The following is a 12,462-nucleotide window of genomic DNA, read 5'->3' on the forward strand; positions in this document are numbered from 1 at the left end:
AATTTAGTATCAGTTTATTCTAGGAATTTATACAAATGAGCAACATCATCAAGGCTCTTGAAGAAGAGCAACTAAAATCAGACCTTCCTAAATTCGCACCAGGTGACACTGTTGTAGTTCAGGTTAAGGTAAAAGAAGGTGACCGTGAGCGTCTACAGGCTTTCGAAGGCGTTGTAATCGCTATTCGTAACCGTGGTCTACACTCTGCATTCACAGTTCGTAAGATTTCGAACGGTGAAGGCGTAGAGCGTGCGTTCCAAACTCACTCTCCAATGGTTGATAGCATCGAAGTTAAACGCCGTGGTGCAGTACGTCGTGCCAAGTTGTACTACCTACGTGAGCGTTCTGGTAAGTCAGCTCGTATTAAAGAGAAGCTTACTAAGAAGTAATTCTTTTTGCATTCTATCGATAAAAGCGGAGCCATTTGGCTCCGCTTTTTTGTGTCTGCTATTTAGATCTGAGTAGGTAAGAGAGCCTCAATTCGCTCGTTCCTCGCTCTTGGGGATGACGGACTAAAACAAAACTCACATTGAACCGTCATTCCCTAGACTGACGAAGGAAGGAGTAGGGAATCTCTATTAGTACCATGCTATATGCAATAAAAAAGGATTGACGTAAACGCCAACCCTTCAAAATTTACTCGCTACTCGCTACTCGCTACTCGCTACTCGCTTAGTGAGGATCTTCCGACCAACCATCGCTATCTGACATGTCTGGTGCGCCAGCGATGCTGTTCTCTTCGTCTGCCCATTCACCGAAATCAATCATCTGACATTGCTTACTGCAAAACGGGCGGTGTGGGCTTTGTTCGCCCCATTCAACGTCGGCATTACATTGAGGGCATTTAACGATGGTGATTTTTTTCGACATAGTGATTCTTAATTAGAGGGTATTGTAAGAAAGAGTTTAGGCTCGAGTGAGGGCTCAAGCCAAACTATAAAAGGAAATTAATTAGCTGCAGACAGCCAATTCAAACTCGATGTCTTGAGTACAGGCTTGTCCTGTTTCAAAGCTCATGAACTTAACGGCAAAACGGTTTTTATGCCCGGAGATCATTGGGTAGGCACCGTATTGCATTGGAATAGAAAGGCGAAGGATATTCGCTTCATCAGCATCGCTCTGGAAGAAGCCAGCGCGAGCAATTTGCTCTTTAAAGTGACCGGTCTCTCTAGTGAGCTTTAACCATAGTGTTAGCGCTTCATACAAAGGCTGTAGGCTATCCATCCAAGCTTTGGCATCTCGCATTCTCTTATCAAGAGGAAGATGCAGCCAATAATGCAGTGCGGGTAAATCAAAGCAGCATGAGCCACCTGGTAAATTAAAGCGTTGACGTATGGCACTCAAGAAGCGGTCTTCTTTAAGTGACTGCCCAAAACGCTCCGCCTGCATCAGTTCACGATAGATGTTACTAATATCGTTGAGTAGTGAAGTCAGCATCTCTTGATCGACACCTTCAACATCTAACCAACTTTTGTAGGTTACACGCTGCTTCTCAATATCTTTTGCGAGTTCACTCTTGAGTTGGATCTGTTCGAAGATTTCAATCAGATCAAAGATGGAACGGAAAAAGAGTTGATACTGTTGAGCATCGGAAAATGTAGAAGACAAGTGCAGCTGCCTCAAGAGTGATTCAACTCTTAAGTAGATGCGTGTTTTCTCATTTAGAGGATGTTCAAATTTGTGGGTGATCATCGAGCAAACCTTCATTCAACATTATTCTATTCTGACCCATCTACAGTACTGATTGCCAGATACTTTTGATGTAAATCTGTGATTTGAGGCAAAAGTTCTTGGTTTTTAGTATGGTTTTTAATCACGTCATCTGCAACTGCTAAGCGTTGTTCTCTTGAAGCCTGTGATTTTAAAATTGCTGTAACCTGTTCCCTAGAAACATTATCACGACTCATCGTACGCTCTATTTGCACTTCTATTGGCACATCAACGATTAATACGCGATCGGCCATGCTTTGCATTTGGTTTTCAACCAATAGCGGTGCGACTAATAAACCATAAGGGGATGTAACTTTAGACAGGTCACTGTCAATTTTGTTACGGATCATGGGATGAAGCAGGTCATTGAGCCATTGTTTCTCTGTGGGATCCGAGAAGATTAGCTCACGCAGCTTACTTCGGTTAAGTGATCCATCTTCAAGCAAGATCGTCTCACCAAAATGGTCGGTAATCTGCTTTAAGCCGTCACTGCCTACTGCGACGACTTCGCGTGCAACGATATCAGCATCGACAATATCAATATTAAAATGTTCATTGAAGAGGTTAGCAACCGTGGTTTTTCCACTGGCGATACCACCGCTTAATCCGATAATGATTGCCATGGTTAAATTCCTAGTACAGAAGTGAAATACCAGCCCATGATGTCGTTGCCCCACATCAAACTCACCCAACCCGCAATCGCAAGGTAAGGTCCAAATGGAAAGGCTTTATCTATACCTTGTTGTTTCAAGCGAAGTTGAATCAATCCGAAAACTAAGCCGACCAGTGAGGATAGAAGAATGATCATTGGGAGATGTTGCCAACCAAGCCAAGCGCCAAGCGCAGCCAGAAGTTTGAAGTCGCCGTAACCCATGCCTTCTTTGCCTGTTAACAGCTTGAACAGCCAATAGACCGACCAAAGTGCTAGGTAGCCTGCCATTGCGCCAATCACGGAATCTTGAAGCGATACAGGGCTGATATTAAACAGAGCTAACGCGATACCAGACCAAACTAAAGGCAAGGTAATTTGGTCAGGCAACAGCATAGTATCGAGATCGATAAAGGTTGCGGTAATCAATGCAAACGTGAAAAAAATCAAAGCAATGGCGTAGTAACTGAAACCAAAGTGGCTCGCGACTACGGTACAAAGTATCGCCGTAAGCAACTCGACCAATGGATAGCGAGCGCTAATTGGGTTAGCACAGCTATGGCACTTGCCTTTTAAGAACAGCCAACTTAATACTGGAATATTGTCGATGATTCTTAATTGGGTTTTACATTTCGGGCAGGTAGAACGAGGGATACTGAGATTGAACTTTCCCTCTGGCGCTGGAATTTTATATTGAGAGAAATACTCCGAGCACTCTTGTTGCCACTCTCGTTCCATCATTATCGGTAAACGGTGGATGACTACGTTGAGGAAGCTGCCGATAAGAAGGCTAAAAATGAAAGCTAATACGGGGAATAGCCAAGGATAGTAGTGAAATACTTCCATAGTGTCCTTTACCACTTAATCAAGGTGAGCAGAGGTTGGCTGCTCATGGGTGTTTAGTTGCTTTTAACTATCCTAACACACTCATAAGATTAAAGATCGGTAAGTACATCGCGACAACAAGTCCGCCAACTACGGTGCCTAAAAATACGATGATCAGTGGCTCTAGAATCTTACCTAGGTTATCGACGGTGTTGTCTACTTCGAACTCGTAAATGGAAGCGACTTTATTGAGCATATCATCAAGATTTCCGGACTCTTCACCAATCATCACCATCTGCAAAACCATCTCCGGGAAGGCATTGGTATTGCGCATTGCAATGTACATCGGCATGCCAGCAGCAGTCTCACGGTGAACCTCGATGATTGCCGATTCATAATGTAGATTACCCGCCGTTTTAGCCGTTGTTTTAAGGCTGGTTAAGATAGGAATCCCAGAACTAAAACTGGTTGATAGCGTTCGGCTGAACTTTGCAATTGATGCCTTAGTGATGACAGCACCCAAGATAGGGAAGCGTAAACCAAGACGACTGGTTGAAAGTCGAATCGAGTAAGATCGCTGACGCAGTTGCTGAAAAGACAGAATTAATAAAACAATACCGATCGCAGTATAGAAACTGTAGGCCTGCATCCAGTGGGAAAGATAAAGCACTTGCTGAGTGAACCAAGGTAAGTCTGCTCCGAAACCAGAAAACATCGATTCAAATTCCGGGATGACCATGGTTAGCATTAAGTAGGAAACGGTAAGGGCGACCGCTACAACCATTGCTGGGTAGATGAGAGCCTTTATAACCTTGGATTTTAGTTGCTCACTCTTTTCTCGATAGGTCGCCAAGCGTTCAAATACTTGTGCAAGGTTGCCGGAGAGTTCGCCTGTCGCGACCAAGTCGGTATAGAGATCATCAAAGTGGCGGCTTGCGGTTCGCATCGCTTTTGAGATTGGCGTGCCGGCTTCTACACCTTTGCAGATGTGCGATAAAATCGATTTCATTTCTGCTTTGCGGTGATTGTCTGACACTAACTTGATGGCTTGAACGATGGGCACACCAGTAGCCAACATGGTAGCCAGTTGGCGAGTCAAAATAGTGATATCTTTGGCTTTGACTCGATGGGTTAAACGAGTGATTGCTGAGATGCTTTTCTTTTTGATTTTCTTAATCTGAATATGCTGCTCTTTGAGCTTCTCTCGCACTTCTAATTCGGTGAGCGCTAAGCTCTGCCCTGATACTTTCTTGCCAGAACTATTGATTCCCTTCCAATGGTAGTTTTTTAGTTGTGATTGTTTGCTTTTACTACTCATTTTCGCTCCGTGAATTATAGGTATAGAACACGTTGTAGCTCTTGATAGCTGGTGGTGCCTTCAAGCAGTTTATCTAGTCCTGACTCTTGTAAAGTTCTCATGCCTTCCCGGCGCGCTAAGTTTTCAATGGCTAACGCGTTCGGTTTGTCAATCAGGCTGCTTTTTAGCTGCTCGCTAAACGGCATGACTTCATAAATACCGACTCGCCCTGAGTATCCCTGATTACACTCATTACACCCTTGTGAGTTGGCTTTGTAGATGATTTGGCTATTGGGAATAGAGTGGCGTAGAAATATATCAGGTGAGTCATCAGCGGCTTTACAGTGGTCGCACAATCGTCTTGCTAGTCGTTGGGCGATAATCAGGCTTAATGATGAAGCGAGGTTAAAAGGTTCTATCCCCATATGAGAGAGGCGAGTCACGGTTTCTGCTGCAGAATTGGTGTGCAGTGTCGAAAGCACTAAGTGGCCTGTTTGCGAGGCTTTGATCGCGATCTCTGCGGTTTCCAAATCACGGATCTCTCCGACCATCACCACATCAGGATCTTGTCGTAAAAATGATCGCAACGCTTCAGCGAAACCAAAGCCGATCTTAGGTGTCACTTGTACCTGATTGATGCCACACAGGTTAATTTCAACAGGATCTTCGGCTGTTGAGATGTTGCGTTCTGTAGTGTTAAGAACGCGAAGGCCAGTATAGAGAGAAACCGTTTTACCGCTGCCGGTTGGTCCGGTCATTAAGATCATCCCTTGTGGGCGTTTCAATGCATTAAGGTAGAGTGTTTTTTGATCCTCGCTGTAACCGAGCTTATCGATATCGAGATTGGCAGCGCTGCTATCTAAGAGACGCAGTACGATCTTTTCTCCCCATAATGTTGGCAGCGTCGATACACGCATATCAATCGCCAGTTCGTCGTTTAAACGTAATTTAATACGACCATCTTGAGGTAAGCGACGCTCGGCGATATCGAGTTTGGCGAGAATCTTCAAGCGCGCCGATAGACGACGACTTAAATGAGAGGCGGGCTGTTGAATTTCGACAAGGATCCCATCGCAACGTAGACGTACGCGGTAGTTTTCTTCATAAGGTTCGAAGTGGATATCCGATGCGCCTTTACGTGCTGCATCGACTAAAATCTGATTGATAAAGCGACTGACAGGGGAGTCATCTTGGCTGAGGTCTTCAATGGACGTTATCTCGTCGTCAGATATCTCAACAAGGTTGGCTAGCTCATCTTGGGTGATCTCTTTACGTTTCGAATCTTGCCCGGAAATAGAACGGCCATACAGCTTTCGTATTGCACCTTCTAGTTCAGAGTAGTTAGCGACAACCAATTCGATCTGCAACCCTGTAGCGAATCGAAAGTCGTCTTCAGCTTGTAAGTCGGTCGGATCAGCCGAGGCGAGCGTAAGAGTAGAACTAGAGACTGAAATCGGTATCGCACGATACTTAGTAATCAGTTCACGAAGTCCTAATTGTTCACACAGGGATTCGTAGTCAGTATTGGCTAATCGTACTAACGGTAAGCCGAAGATGGTTTTAATGTTGTTTGCTAAGGAATCGCCGCTGAAGAAATCCAGAACGAGTAAAGCTTCAGGTGTAGAAACACCTGAATCTTGTATATGTTCCGCAACAGCTTGTTCTTGAGTCAGGCTAAGCAAGTCAGCCTGACGAAGAACGGTTGGAAGGTTGGTGAGCATTTAATAGGTCGCAGTACAGCTGTTCGGTCTTGATTCTGAAGGGACATTTTTGGATGCACATACCCAACCTGAATCATTATTCTTTTTAAACTGAACGCTAGCAGTGCTACCTTTTAATGAGCCTTCACTAAAACCAAATGTAGCGGTCCCGCCACTGACTGCTGTAGCTAATGTTATAGAACCCAGAGCATTCATTGCTGCTGTTCCGCCAACTTTAGTAATATCTGTTGGAAATGTATTCCCATTTTCTTGTTGGTACATATCAATATTTGTAAGTAAACCTCTTACAGTAGCAGTAGCAGATGCGACTTCTGTTTTTTGGACATAGTTTTTATAAGCAGGTATTGCCACTGCAGATAAAACACCAATAATCGCCACTACAATCATTAATTCAATCAGCGTAAAACCTTTCTGATTTGTTCTTTTATTTTTGTTATTCATTGTTCTATTCCATTATTTAGTTTGTTTCAGCGCAAGCACTGGTTGATGGAAAGAATAGAAGTCGAGATGGGGAAGTGGAATGGTGTTCAGGTTTGGCCGCGAGTGGTTTCGTGTTTATTAGTGTGGTGTTTCATATGGCGCGCAAAATTATGCGACCAACTTAAATAAGTGATTGAAATATTGATAATTTAGGTAATAAAAAAGGCACTGTTATCAACAATGCCTTTGACGGAAATATATTTACTATTCAGTTGATTACGCTTTAAATCTCATGGATAGGTCCATCGCTTTTAGATGCTTAGTCAGTGCACCAACAGAGATGTAATCAACACCGGTTTCTGCGAACTCTGCGATAGTGTCTAATGTTACATTGCCTGAGTTCTCTAATGCTGCGCGGCCAGCATTGATTTTCACGGCTTCACGCATCATGTCTGTGGTGAAGTTGTCTAGCATGATGATGTCTGCGCCAGCGCTGATCGCTTGCTCTAGCTCTGCTAGGCTTTCTGTTTCTACTTCCACAGGTTTACCTGGGTTCAGCTCTTTTGCCGTCGAGATAGCTTTCTCAATGCCACCACAGGCGATGATGTGGTTTTCTTTGATTAGGTAAGCATCGAAAACGCCGATACGGTGGTTAAAACCGCCACCACAAGCGACAGCGTATTTTAGTGCGCTGCGAAGGCCCGGAATTGTTTTGCGAGTGTCTAACAGGCGGCATTCTGTGTGCTTAACTTTGTCTGCGTAGATCGCTGTTGTTGTCGCACAGCCAGATAGCGTTTGAATGAAGTTCATTGCATTACGCTCACCGGTTAATAGCGCACGTGCTGGGCCAGTTAAGCTACAAAGCGTTTGGTTTGGTTCAACCTTGTCGCCATCTTCTACGTTCCACTCGATAGTTACCTCACCGCCCAATTGCTTAAACACTTCATCAGCCCAAGCTTTACCACAGAACACACCGTGCTCACGGGTAATGATGGTAGCGCTGTTGATTGCGTCTGCTGGGATTAGACTTGCCGTAATATCAGCCGCTGGATCTAACGTTCCGCCTAGATCTTCTTTGATGGTCTCAGCCACTGAGCGAGTGATCTCGAGAGGCAGTTGCTCTTTTAAGTAGTCAAGGCGTTGGTGGCTGTTATGTGTGTTTTTCATCGCAAATCTAATCTTGAAAGGGAGTGGGAATGGAATGATACTCTTGCTTAACTTCAAATTAAAGAGGCTAGCGTGACTGCTCTATGGGTAAGGTCACATCTTATTGTGCTAGCAGAAAAGAAAGTGAGACCAAGATGACGATCAGCTTCAACGGATGGTATGACAACGCTCGGCATGTTCCTTCCCCGTATTTTGATGTTAGACCTAGCGTCTGCGATATCTCTCTGCTGGTGGTTCACAACATTAGTTTACCTCCGGGGCAATTTGGTGGACCTTACATCGAACAGTTTTTTACGGGCAAACTTGACCCAGAAGAACACCCGTTTTTTCAAGTGATTCACCAAATGGGTGTGTCTGCACACTGCTTGATTCGTCGTGATGGTGAGGTTGTGCAGTTTGTTTCGTTCCTTGATAGAGCTTGGCACGCTGGCCAGTCCAGCTTTGCCGGCCGTGAAAGGTGTAATGATTACTCGATTGGTATTGAACTGGAAGGCAGTGACTTTGTGGCTTACACCGAGCAGCAGTATCAAGCGCTTACCCAATTAACGGAAACACTGGTATCGAGCTTCCCTCAAATTACCACTGAACGAATCACAGGCCACCAATATATTGCGCCTCTGCGCAAAACCGATCCTGGCTTGGTTTTCGACTGGCAGAAATTTAAAGAAAAGCTCAAGGGCTAAGCCTCAACTTTAGATAGCCTTACTGCTGTTAGGCGTTCAATAGTCAACGCCTGGCATAATGACTTGTGAATTTTTGTTGTTGCTATGTAAAGAAAGTGGTGGAGAGGAGAGCATCAATAAATCGAGAGTGTGACGAGCTTATCAAACGCTAATTTATTAAAACTTATGAACAGAATTTCCATCCTAAATGTGCGCTTGGTTTGATTTTTAAACAAGTGGCACTAATCTTTCTGAAACAATTCATTTTTATCCTGAAACTTTCTAGCACGAAACCTCCCCAAAAGTATTACCCCTGTAAATGGTAAGACCAATTTAGTTGCTGTTTTAAATTTCATTTGTTAAATCATGGTTAATTCATGCTGTGTTCTATGATGCAGGTCAATTTTGCACTGGACAGTGGCGTTTTAATTATGTTAATTTCTGCCCAACTTAAAATTGGTATTACCAATTGTCAGCGAAGAAAAAGAAGAACAACAAACTATGGCTTATCAAAGGATTCGTCAGCCAAAACTCTCGGACGTTATCGAACAAGAGTTAGAAAGGTTGATAGTGGAAGGAACACTGGCTCCAGGGCAGCAGTTGCCGCCTGAGCGCGAACTAGCGAAACAGTTCGATGTGTCTCGTCCTTCAATCCGAGAAGCGATACAACGTTTAGAAGCAAAACGCTTGCTTACTCGCCGTCAAGGTGGAGGTACGTTTGTTAGCGAAAATATCTGGAAAAGCTTTTCAGATCCTTTGCTTAATTTGTTGTCGTCCCATTCTGAAACCCAACTAGACTTGTTGGAATCGCGTCATGCGATGGAAGGGATTTCGGCTTACTTTGCGGCATTACGTGGCACTGATGAAGACTTTGCTCGAATTCAAGCATGCCAAGAAAAAATTCACGGCGCGCAAGATAAGGGTGATATTGAAGCCGAATCTGCAGCAGTGATGGCTTTTCTTATTGCTTTAACAGAGGCAGCGCACAATGTGGTGTTATTACACATTGTTCGTAGTTTGGCTCCGTTACTCGAACAAAATGTCTTAGAAAATTTAAAGCTGTTGCATCGTCGTAAAGACGTTGTGGAGAAAGTGAGTATACATCGAGCTAACATTGTAGATGCGATCGTTTCAGGGCAGCCAGAACAGGCGCGTGAAATGTCACATTCTCATTTAGCTTACATCGAAGAAACATTGATGGATTTGACCAAAGAAGAATCGCGCCGCGAACGTTCTTTACGTCGAATTCAACAGGGTAAATAGCCGTAATACTTCGGCTATTTACGTGTTTAGTAGAATCCAACTAACAAAAAGGATAGATCGCCATGTCTGACATGAAGCATGACGTTGATGCTCTGGAAACTCAAGATTGGTTAGAAGCTCTTGAGTCAGTAGTACGTGAAGAAGGTGTAGAACGTGCACAGTTTTTACTAGAACAAGTTCTAGATAAAGCGCGTTTAGATGGTGTTGATATGGCTACAGGCATCAACACGAACTACATCAACACAATTCCAGCAGCACAAGAGCCAGCTTACCCTGGTGACGTAACTCTTGAGCGTCGTATTCGTTCGATTATTCGCTGGAACGCAATCATGATCGTATTGCGTGCTTCTAAGAAAGACCTAGACCTTGGTGGTCACATGGCTTCTTACCAGTCAGCTGCAGCGTTCTACGAAGTATGTTTCAACCACTTCTTCCGTGCTCCAAATGAGACGGACGGTGGCGATCTAGTTTATTACCAAGGTCACATCTCTCCAGGTATCTACTCTCGTGCATTCGTTGAAGGTCGTCTAACTGAAGAACAGCTAGATAACTTCCGTCAAGAAGTTGATGGTAAAGGTATTCCTTCTTACCCGCACCCGAAACTGATGCCTGAGTTCTGGCAGTTCCCAACAGTATCTATGGGTCTTGGTCCTATCTCTGCGATCTACCAAGCGCGCTTCCTTAAGTACCTTGACGGCCGTGGCCTGAAAGAAACTTCAGCGCAACGCGTATACGCGTTCCTAGGTGACGGTGAGATGGATGAGCCAGAATCACGTGGTGCGATCTCTTTCGCTGCGCGTGAGAAGCTAGACAACCTATGTTTCCTAATCAACTGTAACCTACAGCGTCTAGACGGCCCTGTAATGGGTAACGGCAGCATCATTCAAGAACTTGAAGGCCTATTCAAAGGCGCAGGTTGGAACGTTGTTAAAGTTATCTGGGGTAGCAACTGGGATTCTCTACTGGCTAAAGACACGACTGGTAAGCTTCTTCAATTAATGAACGAAACTATCGATGGTGACTACCAGACATTCAAATCTAAAGATGGCGCATACGTACGTGAGCACTTCTTTGGTAAGTACCCAGAAACAGCTGCACTAGTTGCAGACATGACTGATGACGAAATCTTCGCTCTTAAGCGTGGTGGTCACGATTCTTCTAAACTGTTTGCTGCATTCAACAATGCAAAAGAGACAAACGGTAAGCCAACGGTAATCCTAGCTAAAACTGTTAAAGGTTACGGCATGGGTGATGCAGCTGAAGGTAAGAACATTGCACACGGCGTTAAGAAAATGGACATGACTCATGTTCAACACCTACGTGATCGCCTAGGCCTAGAAGACATTCTTTCTGATGAGAAAATCACAGAACTTCCTTACCTGAAGTTAGAAGAAGGTACGCCTGAATACGAATACATGCACGCTCGTCGTAATGCTCTACACGGTTACACGCCTGCACGTCTTCCTAAGTTTACTCAAGAATTCAAGGTTCCTGAGCTAGACGCATTCGCACCTCTACTAGGTGAACAGAAGCGTGATATCTCTACAACTATGGCTTATGTACGTACGCTAAACATCCTTCTTAAAGATAAGAACATTGGTAAGAACATCGTTCCTATCATCTGTGATGAAGCTCGTACATTCGGTATGGAAGGTCTATTCCGTCAGGTTGGTATCTACAACCCACACGGTCAAGAATACACACCTGAAGATAAAGGCATCGTTTCTTACTACAAAGAAGCAACGTCTGGTCAAGTTCTTCAAGAAGGTATCAACGAACTAGGTTCTATGGCTTCATGGGTTGCTGCTGCAACTTCATACAGCACAAACGATCTACCGATGATCCCGTTCTACATCTACTACTCAATGTTCGGTTTCCAACGTATAGGCGACATGGCTTGGTTAGCAGGCGACCAACAAGCTCGTGGCTTCCTACTAGGTGCTACTGCAGGTCGTACAACACTGAATGGTGAAGGTCTACAGCACGAAGATGGTCATTCGCACATTCAAGCGAACACGATCCCTAACTGTATCTCTTACGACCCAACGTTTGCTTACGAGCTAGCGGTTATCATGCAAGACGGTATCCGTCGCATGTACGGTGAGAACCAAGAGAACGTTTACTACTACCTAACAGTAATGAACGAGAACTACGCAATGCCAGCAATGCCAGAAGGCGCTGAAGAAGGCATTCGTAAGGGTATCTACAAGCTTGAATCTCACGCTGGTGCTAAGGGCAAAGTTCAACTAATGAGCTCTGGTACTATCATGAACGAAGCGCGTAAAGCTGCTGAAATTCTAAGCGAAGAGTACGGCGTAGCATCTGATGTATTCTCAGTAACGTCGTTCAACGAACTGACTCGTGACGGCCAAGCGGTAGAGCGTGACAACATGCTTCACCCAGAAGCTGAAGAGAAAGTACCGTACATCACGACTGTTCTTGGTAAAGAACCTGCAATCGCAGTGACTGACTACATGAAGAACTACGCTGAGCAAGTACGTGCGTACATGCCAACTGAGTCTTACAAAGTACTTGGTACAGATGGTTTCGGCCGCTCTGACAGCCGTGCAAACCTACGTCGTCACTTCGAAGTTAACGCTGGCTACATCGTAGTTGCAGCTCTAACTGAACTGGCTAAACGTGGTGATATCGAGAAGTCAGTTGTTGCTGAAGCAATTGCTAAGTTCGATATTGACACTGAAAAAACTAACCCGCAATACGCATAAGACTGGCATTAAGGTAGGTAAA

The 12,462-nt window shown here is 44.5% G+C and carries 12 protein-coding genes; 4 read left to right on the plus strand and 8 right to left on the minus strand.

Annotation, left to right across the window (positions count from 1 at the left end):
• Positions 1-35 precede the first annotated feature (35 nt).
• A complete protein-coding gene (gene rplS / locus L3V33_RS19800) occupies positions 36-389 on the plus strand; it encodes a 50S ribosomal protein L19 (RefSeq protein ID WP_004735514.1) in 354 nt (117 codons plus the stop codon).
• A 283-nt stretch (positions 390-672) separates the two neighbouring features.
• Here rplS and yacG read toward each other — a convergent pair whose 3' ends face one another.
• The 8 genes from yacG to nadC all read right to left on the minus strand — a co-directional run bounded on the left by yacG (position 673) and on the right by nadC (position 7,789).
• Positions 673-870, minus strand: coding sequence for a DNA gyrase inhibitor YacG (gene yacG / locus L3V33_RS19805; RefSeq protein WP_004735515.1), 198 nt, complete (start codon positions 868-870; stop codon positions 673-675).
• A gap of 81 nt (positions 871-951) precedes the next feature.
• Positions 952-1,692 (minus strand): cell division protein ZapD, encoded by a 741-nt coding sequence (gene zapD, locus L3V33_RS19810; protein ID WP_017087400.1) that lies wholly within the window; start codon positions 1,690-1,692, stop codon positions 952-954.
• A 26-nt stretch (positions 1,693-1,718) separates the two neighbouring features.
• Entirely contained in the window at positions 1,719-2,333 is a 615-nt protein-coding gene (gene coaE / locus L3V33_RS19815) for a dephospho-CoA kinase (RefSeq protein ID WP_171315089.1), read from the minus strand.
• 2 nt (positions 2,334-2,335) lie between these two features.
• On the minus strand, positions 2,336-3,205 hold the full coding sequence (locus L3V33_RS19820; protein WP_004735439.1) for an A24 family peptidase: 870 nt from the start codon (positions 3,203-3,205) through the stop codon (positions 2,336-2,338).
• A 67-nt stretch (positions 3,206-3,272) separates the two neighbouring features.
• Positions 3,273-4,502 (minus strand): type II secretion system F family protein, encoded by a 1,230-nt coding sequence (locus tag L3V33_RS19825; protein WP_237291070.1) that lies wholly within the window; start codon positions 4,500-4,502, stop codon positions 3,273-3,275.
• 14 nt (positions 4,503-4,516) lie between these two features.
• Positions 4,517-6,202: a type IV-A pilus assembly ATPase PilB gene (pilB, locus tag L3V33_RS19830; RefSeq protein ID WP_171330431.1), complete on the minus strand. Its 1,686-nt coding sequence runs from the start codon at positions 6,200-6,202 to the stop codon at positions 4,517-4,519.
• The gene (locus L3V33_RS19835) at positions 6,203-6,643 is read right to left on the minus strand and encodes a prepilin-type N-terminal cleavage/methylation domain-containing protein (protein WP_171330433.1); all 441 of its coding nucleotides are present in this window, start codon (positions 6,641-6,643) and stop codon (positions 6,203-6,205) included.
• Between the two features lie 255 nt (positions 6,644-6,898).
• Complete coding sequence (gene nadC, locus L3V33_RS19840; protein WP_017079961.1) at positions 6,899-7,789, minus strand: carboxylating nicotinate-nucleotide diphosphorylase; 891 nt, start codon at positions 7,787-7,789, stop codon at positions 6,899-6,901.
• Positions 7,790-7,872: 83 nt separating this feature from the next.
• Here nadC and ampD point away from each other — a divergent pair, with 83 nt between their 5' ends.
• The 3 genes from ampD (at position 7,873) to aceE (ending at position 12,440) form a co-directional block, all read left to right on the plus strand.
• Entirely contained in the window at positions 7,873-8,472 is a 600-nt protein-coding gene (gene ampD, locus L3V33_RS19845) for a 1,6-anhydro-N-acetylmuramyl-L-alanine amidase AmpD (RefSeq protein ID WP_237291071.1), read from the plus strand.
• Between the two features lie 480 nt (positions 8,473-8,952).
• A complete protein-coding gene (gene pdhR / locus L3V33_RS19850; protein WP_004735446.1) occupies positions 8,953-9,714 on the plus strand; it encodes a pyruvate dehydrogenase complex transcriptional repressor PdhR in 762 nt (253 codons plus the stop codon).
• A gap of 62 nt (positions 9,715-9,776) precedes the next feature.
• A complete protein-coding gene (aceE, locus tag L3V33_RS19855; protein WP_076678245.1) occupies positions 9,777-12,440 on the plus strand; it encodes a pyruvate dehydrogenase (acetyl-transferring), homodimeric type in 2,664 nt (887 codons plus the stop codon).
• Positions 12,441-12,462 lie beyond the last annotated feature (22 nt).

It is taken from the genome of Vibrio sp. A2-1, assembly GCF_021728355.1.
GTDB lineage: Bacteria > Pseudomonadota > Gammaproteobacteria > Enterobacterales > Vibrionaceae > Vibrio > Vibrio splendidus_K.

Coding starts and splice junctions, on each gene's coding strand:
- nadC (WP_017079961.1), bottom strand. CDS start 7,789: ATGAAAAACACACATAACAGCCACCAACGCCTTGACTACTTAAAAGAG.
- aceE (WP_076678245.1), top strand. CDS start 9,777: ATGTCTGACATGAAGCATGACGTTGATGCTCTGGAAACTCAAGATTGG.
- rplS (WP_004735514.1), top strand. CDS start 36: ATGAGCAACATCATCAAGGCTCTTGAAGAAGAGCAACTAAAATCAGAC.
- L3V33_RS19825 (WP_237291070.1), bottom strand. CDS start 4,502: ATGAGTAGTAAAAGCAAACAATCACAACTAAAAAACTACCATTGGAAG.
- yacG (WP_004735515.1), bottom strand. CDS start 870: ATGTCGAAAAAAATCACCATCGTTAAATGCCCTCAATGTAATGCCGAC.
- L3V33_RS19835 (WP_171330433.1), bottom strand. CDS start 6,643: ATGAATAACAAAAATAAAAGAACAAATCAGAAAGGTTTTACGCTGATT.
- ampD (WP_237291071.1), top strand. CDS start 7,873: ATGGGTAAGGTCACATCTTATTGTGCTAGCAGAAAAGAAAGTGAGACC.
- coaE (WP_171315089.1), bottom strand. CDS start 2,333: ATGGCAATCATTATCGGATTAAGCGGTGGTATCGCCAGTGGAAAAACC.
- L3V33_RS19820 (WP_004735439.1), bottom strand. CDS start 3,205: ATGGAAGTATTTCACTACTATCCTTGGCTATTCCCCGTATTAGCTTTC.
- pdhR (WP_004735446.1), top strand. CDS start 8,953: ATGGCTTATCAAAGGATTCGTCAGCCAAAACTCTCGGACGTTATCGAA.
- zapD (WP_017087400.1), bottom strand. CDS start 1,692: ATGATCACCCACAAATTTGAACATCCTCTAAATGAGAAAACACGCATC.
- pilB (WP_171330431.1), bottom strand. CDS start 6,202: ATGCTCACCAACCTTCCAACCGTTCTTCGTCAGGCTGACTTGCTTAGC.